Raw genomic sequence first — 14,262 nt, forward strand, 5'->3', positions numbered from 1 at the left:
TTCCTCCACTGGGCCTTACCGTGCTTGTCCGTGGCCGACGGGCGACCGGGCCCATCGTCGCACAGCACGGCCACGCGAGGATGATGGGCGGCGATGAAGTCACTCGTCGTGGTGGGCAGCACCGGGTCGATCGGTACGCAGGCCCTCGATGTGGTCGGGAGCGCCGGGGGGTTCGACGTCGTCGGGCTGGCCGCGGGCGGGTCGGACGTGGGCCTGCTCGTCGCGCAGGCCAGGGCACACGGGGTCACCCGGATCGCGGTGGCGGCGCCGGAGGCGGCCGCCCGGGTGCGGGCCGAGCTGCCGGGCGCCGAGGTGCTCGACGGCCCGGACGCGGCGGCCGCGCTGGTCACCGCGTGCGCCGCGGACATCGTGCTCAACGGGGTGACCGGTTCGCGCGGCCTCGGTCCCACCCTCGCCGCGCTGGCGGCGGGCTCGCGGCTCGCGCTCGCGAACAAGGAGTCGCTGGTCGCCGGGGGTCCGCTGGTCCTCGGGGCGGCGGCACCCGGGCAGATCGTGCCGGTCGACTCCGAGCACTCCGCACTCGCGCAGTGCCTGCGCGGCGGCCGGGAGGCCGAGGTGGACCGGCTCGTGCTCACCGCGTCCGGAGGGCCGTTCCGCGGCCGGAGCCGGGCCGATCTGGGCGGGGTGACCGTCGAGCAGGCGCTGGCGCACCCCACCTGGGCGATGGGCCCGGTCGTGACGATCAACTCCTCGACCCTTGTCAACAAGGGCCTGGAGCTGATCGAGGCGCACCTGCTGTTCGGGACGCCGTACGACCGGATCGACGTCGCCGTGCACCCGCAGTCGATCGTCCACTCGATGGTCACCTTCACCGACGGCTCGACGATCGCCCAGGCGTCCCCGCCGGACATGCGACTGCCGATCGCGCTCGCGCTGGGCTGGCCGGACCGGATCGCCGGCGCCGCGCCGGCGTGCCGCTGGGACACCGCGCAGAGCTGGACCTTCGAACCCCTCGACGACGACGCGTTCCCCGGCGTCCGCCTCGCCCGCGCGGCCGGTCTCGCCGGTGGGTGCGTGCCCGCCGTGTTCAACGCGGCCAACGAGGAGCTGGTGGAGGCGTTCGTCGGCGGCCGGATCGGCTATCCGGACATCACCGACCTGCTCGCCGAGGTGCTGGAGGCGGCCGAGGGCTGGACCGGCGACCCGGCTACCGTGGCGGACGTGCTGGCGGCGGAGGACTGGGCCCGTGCCCACGCGAGGGAGAAGGCGGCGTCGTGACCGTGCTCTGGACGATCGTCGGGATCGTCATCTTCTTCTTCGGGCTGCTGCTGTCGATCGCCTGGCACGAGCTGGGCCACTTCACGACGGCGCGCTGGTTCGGGATCAAGGTCCCCGAGTTCATGGTCGGCTTCGGCCGGACCGTGTGGTCGGTCAAGCGCGGCGAGACCGAGTACGGGATCAAGGCGATCCCGCTGGGCGGCTACGTCCGCATGATCGGGATGCTGCCGCCGGCCAAGGGCGGCACGCTGGGGCGCAGCCGCCGGACCGGCCCGTTCCAGGGGCTGATGGACGACGCCAGGGCGCAGTCGCAGATGGACGTGCGGCCGGAGGACGCGGACCGGCAGTTCTGGACGCGGTCGCCGTGGAAGCGGATCGTCGTCATGTTCGCCGGGCCGTTCATGAACCTGATCCTGGCCGTGGTGCTGTTCTTCGTGACGCTGATGGGCGTCGGGGTGCTCGCACCGACCACGCAGATCGCGTCGCTCGAGGAGTGCGTGCTCCCGGCGACGGCGGTGCAGAACGGCGTGCCCGAGCAGTGCCCGGCGGGTGCCCCCCTGGCCCCGGCGCTGGCCGCGGGGGTGCAGCCCGACGACCGGATCGTCTCGGTGAACGGAGTGCCGTTCGAACCGAACGACGGCGGGGCGCTGCAGGACGCGATCCGGGCGTCGACGGGTCCGACGCCGGTCGTGGTCGAGCGGGACGGCCAGCAGATCCCGCTCGACGTGAACGTCATCCCGAACACGCTGGTCGACCGCAATTCGCAGGACCCGGACGCCACCGTCATCGCCGGATACCTCGGGGTGCAGCTCGACACGACGTACCAGCAGCTCAGCGCGGGTGAGACCGTGACCGCCATCGGTAACCGCATCGTCCTGACCTTCGACGCGGTCACCCAGATCCCGGCGCGCATCCCGGCGCTGTTCGGCGCGGCGTTCCTCGGCGAGGAGCGTGCGCCCGACAGTCCGATCGGGGTCGTCGGGGTCTCCCGGATCGGTGGCGAGATCCTGGCTCAGGAGAACGTGCCGTGGCAACAGGACATCGGCCTGTTCCTCACCATGCTCGCCGCGGTGAACCTGTCGTTGTTCCTGCTCAACCTGCTCCCGATCCCGCCGCTGGACGGTGGTCAGATCGTGCCCGCGATCTGGGAGGCGATCAAGCGGAACACCGCCCGGCTGCTGGGCCGGCCCGATCCCGGGCCGGTCGACGCGGCCAAGCTCCTACCGGTCGCCTACGTCTTCGTGCTCTTCTTCATCGGCTTCTCGCTGATCGTGGCCATCGCCGACATCGTCAATCCGGTCCGGTTGCTCGGGTGAGCGCCGTGCCGGCGACCCGCCCGCTCGCGGTCTTCGACATCGACGGGGTCCTCGCCGACGTCTCGCACCGGCTGCACTACCTCGACGTCCACCGCTGGGAGCGGTTCTTCGCCACCGCCGACGCCGATCCCCTCCTCGACGAGGGCGCCGAGCGGCTGCGCGCGGCGCAGAAGGAGTTCGACGTCGTCTACCTGACCGGTCGCCCGGAGCGGAACCGGCGGCTCACCGAGCGCTGGCTCGCCGAGCACGACCTGCCGACCGGGCCGCTGTTCATGCGCTCCGACGACGATCACCGGCCCGCCCGCTACGTCAAGCGCGAGGTCCTGCGCCTGCTCGCCGACGAGCGCGAGATCGCGATGGTGCTCGACGACGACCCCGCCGTCGTCCGGGTGCTCGCCGAGGACGGCTGGCCGGTGGAGCTGGCGACCTGGCTGCCGCACTCGTCGACGTTGCAGGACGCGCAGGAGAACCAGGGCCGGACCTGACCCTGCTCAGGACGGGGGCACGTGCCGGACGCCGAGTTCGGTCAACGCCCAGTCCGGGTGGCCCGGCGGCCGGTGGACCAGCCCCAGCCCGCTCAGACGTTCGAGCGCCGCCCGGAGGCCCGTCTCGACCGATCCCGCACGGGACACCAGCTCCGCCTCGGTGTCGGCGTCGAACATCCCGGCGAGTTCCTGCTCGGTCTCCGGGCACATCCACAGGCACGAGAGCACCTCGGCCTCGGGTCCGGTCAGCGAGTGCTCCACCGTCGGAGGGTAACGACCGTCACTCGCGGTCGGCGTGCGTCGGCTCACCGGGAGCAGCAGCCGATGGATGCCGGTGGGATAGTGGGGGTCGTGAGCGTCTCCCTGGGTATGCCCGCCACGCCCGCGCCGACACTGGCCCCGCGCCGGAAGACCCGGCAGCTGCAGGTCGGGCCGGTCGGTGTCGGCTCCGACCACCCCATCTCCGTGCAGTCGATGACGACCACCCTGACCTCCGACGTCAACGCGACGCTGCAGCAGATCGCCGAGCTGACGGCGTCGGGCTGCGACATCGTCCGGGTCGCCTGCCCGTCGGCGGACGACGCCGAGGCGCTGCCGGCGATCGCACGCAAGTCGCAGATCCCGGTGATCGCCGACATCCACTTCCAGCCCAAGTACGTCTTCGCCGCGATCGAGGCCGGGTGTGCCGCGGTCCGGGTCAACCCGGGCAACATCCGCAAGTTCGACGACCAGGTCAAGGAGATCGCGCGTGCCGCGAAGGACCACGGCACGCCGATCCGGATCGGGGTCAACGCCGGGTCGCTGGACAAGCGCCTGATGGAGAAGTACGGCAAGGCCACCCCGGAGGCGCTCGCCGAGTCGGCGATGTGGGAGGCGGGCCTGTTCGCCGAGCACGACTTCCACGACATCAAGATCTCGGTGAAGCACAACGACCCGGTCGTCATGGTGCGCGCCTACGAGTTGCTCGCCGAGCAGTGCGACTACCCGCTGCACCTCGGCGTCACCGAGGCCGGCCCGGCGTTCCAGGGCACGATCAAGTCCGCGGTCGCGTTCGGTGCGCTGCTGCGGCAGGGGATCGGCGACACGATCCGGGTCTCGCTGTCCGCGCCGCCGGTCGAGGAGATCAAGGTCGGCCAGCAGATCCTGGAGTCGCTGAACCTGCGGCCGCGCAAGCTGGAGATCGTCTCCTGCCCGTCCTGCGGGCGGGCCCAGGTCGACGTCTACACCCTCGCCGACGAGGTGACGGCCGGGCTGACCGGCATGGAGGTCCCGCTGCGGGTGGCCGTCATGGGCTGCGTGGTGAACGGGCCGGGTGAGGCCCGTGAGGCCGATCTCGGGGTGGCGTCGGGCAACGGCAAGGGCCAGATCTTCGTGAAGGGCGAGGTCATCAAGACCGTGCCCGAGCACAAGATCGTCGAGACGCTGATCGAGGAGGCCATGCGGATCGCCGAGGGCATGGAGGTTCCCGAGGGCGGCGCGGGCGACCCGCAGGTGACCGTCGGCTAATCCATGCCGCGCGTGGCATGATGAATCCGTGCTGAGGGTCGCCGGAGCACGGCTTCTCGATGATCGTCACCGCTCCGGGGTGCACGACGCGCTCGACGCCGACCCGGTCGCCGCCTGCATGGTCGCGGCCCGGGTCGAGGCGGTGGGCCTGGATCCCTGGCGTCTCGGTGGCGAGCTGTGGTCCTACGGCGGGCCGCACGAGGGCCTGTGCTTCTCCGGGGCGAACCTGGTCCCGCTGCGCGGGGAACGGTCCGCACTGCGCGCCTTCGCCGACCGGGCTCGGCGCAACGGGCGGGTCTGCTCGTCGCTGGTCGGCCGGGCCGAGCTGGTGCTGCCGCTCTGGGAGGAGCTGACCTCCGGCTGGGGCCCGGCCCGCGAGATCCGGCCGGACCAGCCGTTGATGGCGCTGCAGGGCCGTCCGGCCGTGGCGCCGGACCCGCAGGTGCGCCCGGTCCGGATCGACGAGCTGGACCGCTACCTGCCGGCGGCCGTCGCGATGTTCACCGAGGAGGTCGGTGTCGACCCGCGCGACGGCGACGGCGGGGCCGGCTACCGGGCCCGGGTCGCCGAGCTGATCACCTCGAACCGGGCGTTCGCCCGCTTCCACGAGGGCCAGGTCGTGTTCAAGGCCGAGGTGGGGGCGCTGTCGCGCACGGTCGGGCAGATCCAGGGCGTCTGGGTGCACCCGGACTGGCGCGGCTACGGGCTCGGCACGGCCGGGACCGCGGCCGTCGCGGTCGCGCTGGCGTCGATGGGCCGGTGCGCGAGCCTGTACGTCAACGCCTTCAACACCCCGGCCCGGGCCGCCTACCAGCGGGTCGGGTTCAGCCAGGTCGCCCGGTTCGCGACGGTGCTCTTCTAGCCGTGGCGTGGGCCCGCGCCGTGGCCCACGCTCCCGCCGCGCGCAGGGCGACGGCACCGGCCCGCCCCGACATCCGGCGCTGGACCCGCAGCGGGCCCAGCGACTCCCGGACGGCGACCGGTCCGTAGGTCGCCATCTCCCGCTCGTAGGCGTGCAGCGCGAGCGGGATCGTCGTCGTCCCGGTGGCGGCCGCGGTCAGCTCGCGGGCCAGCACGTCGGCGTCCCGGATCGCCGTCGCCGCCCCGAGCCCGCCGGTCGGGGGCATCGCGTGCACCGCGTCGCCGATCGCGGTGACCGTGCCGGACGGCCACGGCGCCGGATCGGCGTCCGGGTCCGCCGCGGTGAACCGGAAGTGCGCGACCGTCGCCGGGTCCAGCCGGTGTGCCAGCGCCCGCAGGTCCGGGTGCCAGTCCCGGAGAGTTTCCGTGAGCAGCGCGGCGAGCCCTGCGCCGTCGAGCCCGCGCGGGTCCCGGGGCCAGCGGTCGGCGGGCAGCAGCGGCCCGAGCACCAGCGACGCGGGCTCGGGGACGGCGGCCGGGGAGGTGCAGGCACCCGGGTCGACCGGGTTCGTCGCCGGGTCGTGCACGGAGAGGAACACCCCGAGCCCGCCCGGGCCGAACGCCAGCGCCGGGCCGTCGTGCAGCACCGGCGGGAGCAGGTCGCGGGCCCGCTCGTCCAGCCGCACGATGCCCGCGATCCCGTCGACGCCGGTCGGGGCGGCGAGCGGTCGCCCGGCGAGCGCCCGGGCGACGGCCGAGCCGGTGCCGTCCGCGCCGACGAGGACGTCCGCCGTCGTGGTCCCGCCGGTGCACCGCACCCGGATCCGGCCGTCGTCGGACGTGGCGTGGTCCCGGTAGGCCGAGCCCCACCGGACGTCGAGGTCGTGGGCGAGCAGCGTCCGCAGCGGGATCCGCCCGATCATCAGGCGCGCGCCGGGCGGCATGGTCTCCGCCGCCAGCACCCGCATCCGGTGGTCGCAGAAGGAGAACCGGCGGAACGCCGCGCCACCGGCGGCCGAGGCGAGCACCGCCTGCAGCACCGGGGGCGCCAGCAGGCGCCGCAGCGATCGGTGGGCGTCGTCGTCGAGGTGCAGCCGGTAGCCGCCGGTGTGCTCGGGCCGGGCGTCCCGCTCGTGCACCACCACCTCGATCCCGGCCCGGGTCAGCCCCTGGGCGAGCGCGAGCCCGCCGATACCGCCACCGACCACCACGACCCGCATGCCGCCTCCAGTATCAGGTTCCTGATTTCAGAATACGGTGCCTGATACCGTGCGCCGGTGCAAGACGCCGTCCCGCTGTGGGAGCTGATCCGGACCGCGCACGTCGTCGCCCGCGGGTTCCACGAGGTGTTCGCCGAGGCCGGGCTGACCGCGACCCAGTTCGGGGTGCTCGCCGAGCTGCGCGACCGGGAGCGGGACGGGATGCGGTCGCCCTCGCAGGCCGAGCTGGCCCGGGTGGTGCTGCTGCGGCCGCAGAGCGTGGGGGAGCTGGTCGCCGATCTGGTCGGCCGCGGGCTGGTGCGCCGGGACGGGCCGGGCGGGCGCGGGCGGCGGGCGGGGCTGGAGCTGACCGACGACGGGCACGCCGCCCTGGACCGGGCGTGGCCGCTGGTGGCGCGGTTCAACGCCCCGGCGTCGACCGGCCTGGACCCGGAGCGCTCCGCCGAGCTGGTGGCGATGCTGCGCACGGTGCGGGCCACGCTGTCGCCGGGCTCGGACTGAGCGCGTCCCGGGCGCGCGCCGGTCCGGTCACCGGGCGCGGCGGGGGCCGGGGAGCGCGCCGGGAGCCCTTCATGCCCGTGTGATCCCCGGGTGGGCATACTCGCGCTCGTGCGCTCCCTGCGGAAACGGACCCTGGTCCTGGCGGCCGTGCTCGTCGTACTGGCGGCCGGTGTCGTCGTGGCGGTGCTGCGCCCGTGGGGCGGCGCGGCGAGGACCGCCGAGCAGTACGTCACGGCGTGGGCGGCCGGTGACGCGCCGCGCGCCGCCGGGTACACCACCGATCCGGCGGGCGCCGGGACATACCTGGAGCGGGCCCGCGGGGACCTGGCCGCCGTCGCGATGACCGCCCGGGTCACCGGCACCCGGACCGAGGGGGAGCGGGCGACGTCCACCGTCGAGGTGGACTGGGACCTCGGCCAGGGCCGCCGCTGGACCTACCCGCTGGAGCTCCCGTTCGTGGCGGCGCCGGACTCGGCCGGGAACGACACCGGCTGGGCGGTCGACTGGTCCCCGGCCGCGTTCGCGCCCGGTCTGTCCGACGGGCAGCGGCCGGTGAACCGCACCGTCGCCGCGACCCCCGCACCCGTCCTGGACTCGACCGGGGCGACACTGCTCGCGCCGACCCCGGTCGTCACCGTGACGCTGGACAAGCGGCAGGCGAGCGCCGCCGCCGGACCGCTGGCCGGCGCGCTCGGTGCCGTCGACCCGGCCATCACCCGGCAGTCGATCACCGCCGGCGCGAACGGCACCCCGGACGGGCAGGCCTACACCGTCGCCGTCCTGCGCGGGCCCGACCACGACCGGGTCCGCGCGGCGATCGGGGACGTGCCCGGTGTGCGCTCGGTGCCGTCGACCCGGCTGCTCCCGCCGGACTCCGGGTTCGCCGGGCAGCTGCTGCAGGGGGCGAAGGACACCATCGACACCGCCGCCGGTGGCGCGCCGGGCTGGTCGGTGGACGCGGTCGGGGCGGACGGGACGACGGCGTCGTCGCTGGCCGGGGCCCCGCCCGGGACGGCGCAGCCGGTCACCCTGGAACTCGACCGCTCGGTCCAGCAGGCCGCCCAGGCCGCCGTCGACGGCGAGGCCCGGCAGACGATGATCGTGGCCGTCCGGCCGTCCACGGGGGCGGTGCTCGCCGTCGCGCAGAACGGCGCGGCCGACCGGGACGGTGCCGTGGCGCTGACCGGCCGGTACCCGCCCGGCTCGACCTTCAAGATGATCACGGCGTACGCGGCGATGCCGGCGGAGAACCTCACCCCGCAGTCGCCGGTGGAGTGCCCGGGCACCACGGTCATCGACGGGCGCACCATCCCCAACGAGGACACCTTCGCGCTGGGGACGGTCCCGCTGCAGCAGGCGTTCGCCCGCTCGTGCAACACGACCTTCACCCGGCTCGCCCTCGGCCTGCCCCCGGACGGCCTGCCGACGGCCGGGCTGGCCCTCGGTTTCGGCGCCGACTGGAACGTGCCGGGGATGACCACGATCACCGGCTCGGTGGACGCCGCGACCGACGACCTGCAGCGGGCGTCCGACGGCATGGGCCAGGGCGACGTGCTGGCCTCGCCGTTCGGGATGGCGATGGTGTCGGCGACGATCGCGCACGGCGCCCCGGTCACCCCGAGCCTGATCCGCGGCCAGCGGACCGAGCCGGTCGTCGCGCCCGGCACCCCGGACCGGGCGGTGCTCGACCAGCTGCGCCCGATGATGCGCGAGGTCGTCGTCTCCGGCACCGCGACCGCGGCGAACGGGCAGGGCGAGGTGTTCGGCAAGACCGGGACCGCGGAGTACGCCGGTCCGGACGGCACCAACCGGGCACACGGCTGGTTCACCGGGTACCGCGGCGACCTGGCGTTCGCGACCCTCATCGTGGACGGCGGGTCGTCCGGCCCGGCCGTCGGGCTGACGGCGCGGTTCCTGGAGCGGCTGCCCCGCTGATCCCGGGGGCGGCCTATCGTGGCGTGCGTGCAGCCGAGCCGCGTCCCCGTCATGGCGCTCGTGATCGACGTCGTCGCGGTGGTCGTCTTCGCCGCCGTCGGGCGGATCAACCACGCCGAGGCGGCGAGTGTCACCGGCCTGCTCGGGACGGCTCTGCCGTTCCTGGTCGGTATCGGTGCGGCCTGGGTGACGCCGTGGGTGCGGGCCGCCCCGGTGTCCCTGCGGGCCGGTCTGGTCGTGCTCGTGGGCACGGCGGGGATCGGGTTCCTGCTCCGGTGGGGGTTCCTGGGCCGGTTGCCGCTGTCGTTCGCGATCGTCGCGGTGATCGCGCTGACCGTCCTGCTGCTGGGCTGGCGCGGGATCTCCGCCGGTGTGGCGCGGCGGCGCTCGGAGGCCACCCGCGGCTGACGCGGGTCCCGGCGGCCGCCGCCGGACGAGGCATACCATGACGGGCATGTCGTCGCGCACGTTGCTCGTCCCCGGCACCCCGACCCCGATCCGCGAGGTGCCCGCGCACATCCCGCGCCCGGAGTACGTCGGCAAGCCGGCCCCGTCGCGCAGCCGTGCCGGTGACGTGCAGACCCCGGAGACGATCGAGCTCATGCGGCACGCCGGGCGGGTCGCCGCGCAGGCGCTGCGGCTGGCCGGGGAGACCGTCCGGCCGGGCATCACGACCGACGAGATCGACCGGGTCGTCCACGAGTTCCTGCTCGACCACGACGCGTACCCCTCGACGCTGGGCTACCGGGGGTTCCCGAAGTCCTGCTGCACCAGCCTCAACGAGGTCATCTGCCACGGCATCCCGGACACCACGGTGATCGACGACGGCGACGTCGTGAACGTCGACGTCACCGCGTTCGTCGGCGGGGTGCACGGCGACACGAACGCCACGTTCCTCGCCGGTGACGTGGCCGAGGAGCCGCGGCTGCTCGTCGAGCGCACCCGCGAGGCGACGATGCGGTCGATCAAGGCGGTCCGGCCCGGCCGGGAGCTGAACGTCGTCGGCCGGGTCATCGAGTCCTACGCCAAGCGCTTCGGCTACGGCGTGGTCCGCGACTTCACCGGGCACGGCATCGCGCACGAGTTCCACTCCGGCCTGGTCGTGCTGCACTACGACCAGCCGGACGTGCACACCGTCCTCGAGCCGGGGATGACCTTCACGATCGAGCCGATGATCACCCTCGGCGGGATCGAGCACGAGACCTGGGACGACGACTGGACCGTCGTGACCCGGGACCGGTCCTGGGTGGCCCAGTTCGAGCACACGATCGTCGTGACCGACGACGGCGCGGAGATCCTCACCCTGCCCTGAGCCGTCCGGATCCGTCCCACGTGCACGGCGGCCGGGCACCGGACGATCGTGCACACCGGCTGCCCGTTCCGTACCGGACCGTTCCCCGGCGGCCGAGGGTCGGGCACGGTACAAGCTCCAGTTGCATGGCGGAACGCTCCCGAGGGTGCTGTCCCGTGATCGAGGAGCGTCGTATGGGTATGTCCGCCGCACCCCGGACCGGTCCACGGATCCGGCCGTGGCAGGTGATGGTGGCCGTGGTCGTGTCGTCGGCCCTCGCGGCCGTGGCGCCGGTCGTGCCCGCGGCCGCGGAGGCCGGGCCCGCCGGCTTCTACGCCGCTCCCGACGACCAGGCCGACGCCTGGGTCGCCGGGCACCAGGGCGACGGTCGTGCCGCGCTGATCGGCGAGCGGATCGCGGCGGTGCCGCAGGGCCGGTGGTTCACCACGACCGACACCGCCGGGGTGCGGGCCGAGGTCGATGCCTACGTCGGTGCCGCCGCGGCGACCGGGACCACCCCGATCGTCGTGGTCTACGACCTGCCCGGCCGTGACTGCGGGGGTGCCAGCTCCGGCGGCGCGCCGTCGCACGAGGCCTACCGCGCGTGGATCGACCAGGTCGCTCTCGGCGTGGCCGGCCGCCGGGCCGCGGTGGTGCTCGAGCCGGACGCGCTGGCCCAGACGGACTGCCGGAGCGCGGAGCAGCAGGACGCCACCGAGGCCTCGTTGGCCTACGCCGCCGGGACGATCAAGGACGGGTCGGCCGCGACGAAGGTCTACCTGGACGCGGGGAACTCGGCCTGGACCTCCCCGGAGGAGATGGCCGACCGGCTCACGGCGGCCGGGGTCGCCGAGCACGCCGACGGGATCGCGACGAACGTGTCGAACTTCGGATGGCTGGGTGACGAGACCGCGTACGCCAAGGCGGTGCTGGGCGCGATCGGGTCGCCGGGGCTGACGGCGGTGATCGACACCAGCCGCAACGGCAACGGCCCGGCCGGGGGCGGTGAGTGGTGCGATCCGGCGGGCCGCGCGTCCGGGCCGGAGCCGAGCAGGGCGACCGGGGACGCGCAGATCGCGGCCTGGCTGTGGGTGAAGGGGCCCGGGGAGTCCGACGGCTGTGCCGCCGCGCCGGGCACGTTCGACCCCCAGGTCGCCTACGACCTGGCCGCCGGCAGCTGACCGATCCCGTGCGGCCCCCGGGCGCCGGTCGGACGTGCGGCCGGGTCCGGCCTCATCCGCCACGCCCGACGTCACGACCGCGGCGGATGTCCTCGACGAGCATCCGCACCAGCTGTTCCGCGCCGACCTGCCACGAGCCCTTCGCCAGGTGGCCGCTGAGCTCCATCCCCGCGATGCCGTGCGCGCTGCACATCAGCAGGGCGGCGTAGCGGGTGGCGTCGGGTTCGCCGACCAGCTCGGCGACGAGGGTCAGGTAGGCGTCCTCCAGGCGGCGTACTCCGTCGGCGGCCTCCTCGGTCACGACCGGGGCGCTGAACATCAGCGCGTAGTGGTGCGGCCGCGCGCGGGCCAGGTCGATGAGCGCGACGACGGCCCGTTCCAGGCGTGCGCCGGTGTCGAGCCCCGGGTCGGCGCCGAGTGCCTCCACATCGTCGGCGAGCGCGTGCCAGGTGTCGACGGCGAGCCGGGCCAGCAGGTGCTCCTTGTTGGTGAAGTGCCCGTAGGGCGCACCGCGCGAGACCCCGGCCCGCGCTCCCACCGCGCGCAGGGTCACCGCCTCCGGCCCGCCCTCGTCGAGGAGTTCGGAGGCCGATCGCACGAGCGTGCGCCGGGTCCTGGCTGCCGTCTCGGCCCGCGTCACCACGGCTGCACGTTAGTTGACAGTGTCATGCGAGCGGTAGAGAGTGGTTCGCATGACACCGTCATCTGAAATGACCCTGCGCCGCCTGCTGGACCGGGCCGAGATCCACGACGTCCAGCTGCGGTACGCGCTGGGTACGGACTCGCGGGACTGGGAGCTCTTCCGGAGCTGCTTCGCCGACCGGGTGCTGGTCGACTTCAGCGAGGGCTTCGGCCGGCCCGCCGCGCTCCTCGACGCCGACGAGTGGGTCGCGGGCACCGCGCCGCGCATGGAGTCCTTCGCCGCCACCCAGCACATGATCACCAACGTCACGATCACGTTCGACGACGAGGACCACGCCGGATGCCTGGCCCACGTCCAGGCCACGCATCACCTGCCCACCGCCACGGGCGGCAGCGACCAGACCGTGCACGGGTACTACGACAACCGTTTCGAGCGCACGCCCGACGGCTGGCGGATGTCCGCGGTGCGGCTGGTCCCGCGGTGGATGACCGGCAACTTCGGTGTCTTCCGGGCCGCGCTCGCCCACGAGCAAGGCTGAGGCCGTCGTGTCCCCGCGCAGAACGAGAAGCACACCGTCACCGCGACCCGATCTCTCCGGCCGCACCGTGGTGGTGACCGGCACCACCTCCGGGCTGGGCCTCGCGCTCTCCGGCGCGCTGGCCGGCGCCGGGGCCCGGGTCCTGATGACGGCGCGGGACGCCGGGCGGGGCGCCGCGGCCCTCGAGCGCGTCCGGGCCGGGATCCGGGGTCCGGGCTCCGCCGAGACGGTCGTGCTCGACCTCGCCGACCTGGCGAGCGTGCGCGCCGCCGCGGCGACGATCCGCGAGCGCAGCGGCGACCGGGTGGACGTGCTGGTGAACAACGCCGCGGTGTCCCTCGGGCCACGCGAGCGCACCCGCGACGGGTTCGAGCTGCAGATCGGCACCAACCACCTCGGCCCCGCCGCGCTGACCTGGCTGCTGATGCCGGCGCTGCGGGCGGCGGGCGAGCACCGGCGTCCCGCGCGGGTCGTGACGACGTCGAGCCTGGGCCACCGCACCGGCGGGCTCGATCTCGCCGACCTGCACTGGGCCCGCAGGCGCTACTCGACGACCCGGGCCTACGGCGCGTCGAAGCTCGCGAACCTGCTCTTCGCCGCCGAGCTCGACCGCCGGCTGCGCCGCGCCGGCGACCCGGTGATCTCCGTGGCCGCGCACCCGGGGCTGACCAGGTCGGAGCTGCTCACCAACGCTCTCGCCCGCAGGCGCACGTGGGGGGCCCGCCTGCTCGTGCTGCCCGATCGCCTGGTCTCCCAGCCCGTCGCCGTCGGGATCGAGCCCCAGCTCCTCGCCGCGACCGGACCGGTCGACGGCGGTGACTACGTCGGCCCGACCGGGTTCCGGGAGATGCGTGGCCCGGCCGGACCGGCGCGACGCTCGGCGGCCGCCCGCGACCGCCCGCTCGCCGCGGATCTCTGGCACCGCACGGGTGCCGCGACCGGTGTCACCCCCGATCCCTGACCCCTCCCCGAGCCGCACTCATGGAGCTTCGGCCCGGTCGCACGAGGCCGAAGCTCCATGAGTACGACAGGGGGAGGGGTGCCCCGCGGCGGGGCGGGGTGGCGGGCAGGAGGGGTCAGGCCGCCGCGCGGGAGCGCAGTGCGGCCAGGGCGTCGTCGGCGTGCTTGGTCATCGCGCTCTCCGAGCCGATCTCGGCGATGATCCTCCGGTCGGTCCCGATGACGAAGGTCTTGCGCCGGATGTGCAGGTTGCCCGGCAACCACGCGCGCCGGGCCCCGAACGCCCGAGCGACCGCGTGGTCGGTGTCCGACAGCAGCGGGTAGCCCAGGCTGTTCGCCGCGGAGAACATGCTCTGCTTCTCCGCCGGGTCGGCGGAGATCCCGACCGGCTGCGCGCCCAGCTCGGCGAACTCCGCGGACAGGTCCCGGAAGTGGCAGGCCTCCTGGGTGCAGCCGCCGCTCATCGCCATGGGATAGAAGAACAGCACGACCGGGCCGGCGGCCAGGAGATCGGTGAGCCGGCGCGGGGTGCCGGTCTCGTCGGGCAGCTCGAAGTCGGTCGCGAGATCGCCGACGGCCATGGGGT

Annotated in this window: 16 protein-coding genes; 12 read left to right on the top strand and 4 right to left on the bottom strand. The window is 74.3% G+C overall.

Features of this window, described 5'->3' with window-relative positions:
• Nucleotides 1–93: 93 nt before the first annotated feature.
• The 3 genes from dxr to AFB00_RS20655 are packed head-to-tail and all read left to right on the top strand — an operon-like array spanning nucleotide 94 to nucleotide 3,040.
• Nucleotides 94–1,239 (top strand): 1-deoxy-D-xylulose-5-phosphate reductoisomerase, encoded by a 1,146-nt coding sequence (dxr, locus tag AFB00_RS20645; RefSeq protein WP_068798561.1) that lies wholly within the window; start codon nucleotides 94–96, stop codon nucleotides 1,237–1,239.
• Complete coding sequence (locus AFB00_RS20650; protein ID WP_068798562.1) at nucleotides 1,236–2,555, top strand: M50 family metallopeptidase; 1,320 nt, start codon at nucleotides 1,236–1,238, stop codon at nucleotides 2,553–2,555. The genes dxr and AFB00_RS20650 overlap by 4 nt, the downstream gene beginning before the upstream one ends.
• On the top strand, nucleotides 2,552–3,040 hold the full coding sequence (locus AFB00_RS20655) for a phosphatase domain-containing protein (RefSeq protein ID WP_068798563.1): 489 nt from the start codon (nucleotides 2,552–2,554) through the stop codon (nucleotides 3,038–3,040). Before AFB00_RS20650 ends, AFB00_RS20655 begins: the two co-directional genes overlap by 4 nt.
• Before the next feature lie 6 nt (nucleotides 3,041–3,046).
• On the opposite strand, the gene AFB00_RS20660 is transcribed toward AFB00_RS20655, so the two are convergent.
• On the bottom strand, nucleotides 3,047–3,301 hold the full coding sequence (locus tag AFB00_RS20660; RefSeq protein ID WP_068798564.1) for a hypothetical protein: 255 nt from the start codon (nucleotides 3,299–3,301) through the stop codon (nucleotides 3,047–3,049).
• A 90-nt stretch (nucleotides 3,302–3,391) separates the two neighbouring features.
• On the opposite strand from AFB00_RS20660, the gene ispG reads away from it, so the two are divergent.
• Entirely contained in the window at nucleotides 3,392–4,546 is a 1,155-nt protein-coding gene (gene ispG, locus AFB00_RS20665; RefSeq protein WP_197519607.1) for a flavodoxin-dependent (E)-4-hydroxy-3-methylbut-2-enyl-diphosphate synthase, read from the top strand.
• A 28-nt stretch (nucleotides 4,547–4,574) separates the two neighbouring features.
• The gene (locus AFB00_RS20670) at nucleotides 4,575–5,408 is read left to right on the top strand and encodes a GNAT family N-acetyltransferase (protein WP_068798566.1); all 834 of its coding nucleotides are present in this window, start codon (nucleotides 4,575–4,577) and stop codon (nucleotides 5,406–5,408) included.
• On the opposite strand, the gene AFB00_RS20675 is transcribed toward AFB00_RS20670, so the two are convergent.
• The gene (locus tag AFB00_RS20675) at nucleotides 5,371–6,627 is read right to left on the bottom strand and encodes an FAD-dependent oxidoreductase (protein WP_068798567.1); all 1,257 of its coding nucleotides are present in this window, start codon (nucleotides 6,625–6,627) and stop codon (nucleotides 5,371–5,373) included. The two genes, AFB00_RS20670 and AFB00_RS20675, sit on opposite strands and share 38 nt — an antisense overlap.
• Nucleotides 6,628–6,684: 57 nt before the next feature.
• Here AFB00_RS20675 and AFB00_RS20680 point away from each other — a divergent pair, with 57 nt between their 5' ends.
• From AFB00_RS20680 to AFB00_RS20700, 5 genes are all read left to right on the top strand, one after another.
• Complete coding sequence (locus AFB00_RS20680) at nucleotides 6,685–7,128, top strand: MarR family winged helix-turn-helix transcriptional regulator (RefSeq protein WP_068798568.1); 444 nt, start codon at nucleotides 6,685–6,687, stop codon at nucleotides 7,126–7,128.
• 90 nt (nucleotides 7,129–7,218) lie between these two features.
• Nucleotides 7,219–9,063, top strand: coding sequence for a penicillin-binding transpeptidase domain-containing protein (locus AFB00_RS20685; protein WP_083275702.1), 1,845 nt, complete (start codon nucleotides 7,219–7,221; stop codon nucleotides 9,061–9,063).
• A 27-nt stretch (nucleotides 9,064–9,090) separates the two neighbouring features.
• Nucleotides 9,091–9,471, top strand: a complete 381-nt coding sequence (locus AFB00_RS20690; RefSeq protein ID WP_231974004.1) for a DUF3054 domain-containing protein — start codon at nucleotides 9,091–9,093, stop codon at nucleotides 9,469–9,471.
• Nucleotides 9,472–9,517: 46 nt separating this feature from the next.
• Entirely contained in the window at nucleotides 9,518–10,375 is an 858-nt protein-coding gene (gene map / locus AFB00_RS20695; RefSeq protein WP_068798570.1) for a type I methionyl aminopeptidase, read from the top strand.
• A 173-nt stretch (nucleotides 10,376–10,548) separates the two neighbouring features.
• The gene (locus tag AFB00_RS20700; RefSeq protein WP_231974005.1) at nucleotides 10,549–11,535 is read left to right on the top strand and encodes a glycoside hydrolase family 6 protein; all 987 of its coding nucleotides are present in this window, start codon (nucleotides 10,549–10,551) and stop codon (nucleotides 11,533–11,535) included.
• Between the two features lie 52 nt (nucleotides 11,536–11,587).
• Here AFB00_RS20700 and AFB00_RS20705 read toward each other — a convergent pair whose 3' ends face one another.
• Entirely contained in the window at nucleotides 11,588–12,178 is a 591-nt protein-coding gene (locus AFB00_RS20705) for a TetR/AcrR family transcriptional regulator (RefSeq protein ID WP_231974006.1), read from the bottom strand.
• A 67-nt stretch (nucleotides 12,179–12,245) separates the two neighbouring features.
• Between AFB00_RS20705 and AFB00_RS20710 the strand changes: the two genes are divergently transcribed.
• Together AFB00_RS20710 and AFB00_RS20715 are read left to right on the top strand one after the other, a co-directional pair.
• Nucleotides 12,246–12,716, top strand: coding sequence for a nuclear transport factor 2 family protein (locus AFB00_RS20710; RefSeq protein WP_231974007.1), 471 nt, complete (start codon nucleotides 12,246–12,248; stop codon nucleotides 12,714–12,716).
• A gap of 73 nt (nucleotides 12,717–12,789) precedes the next feature.
• Nucleotides 12,790–13,677, top strand: coding sequence for an SDR family NAD(P)-dependent oxidoreductase (locus AFB00_RS20715; protein ID WP_083276100.1), 888 nt, complete (start codon nucleotides 12,790–12,792; stop codon nucleotides 13,675–13,677).
• A 115-nt stretch (nucleotides 13,678–13,792) separates the two neighbouring features.
• On the opposite strand, the gene AFB00_RS20720 is transcribed toward AFB00_RS20715, so the two are convergent.
• Nucleotides 13,793–14,257: a peroxiredoxin gene (locus AFB00_RS20720; RefSeq protein ID WP_068798574.1), complete on the bottom strand. Its 465-nt coding sequence runs from the start codon at nucleotides 14,255–14,257 to the stop codon at nucleotides 13,793–13,795.
• Nucleotides 14,258–14,262 lie beyond the last annotated feature (5 nt).

Source organism: Pseudonocardia sp. HH130630-07 (assembly GCF_001698125.1).
Taxonomy (GTDB): Bacteria; Actinomycetota; Actinomycetes; order Mycobacteriales; family Pseudonocardiaceae; genus Pseudonocardia.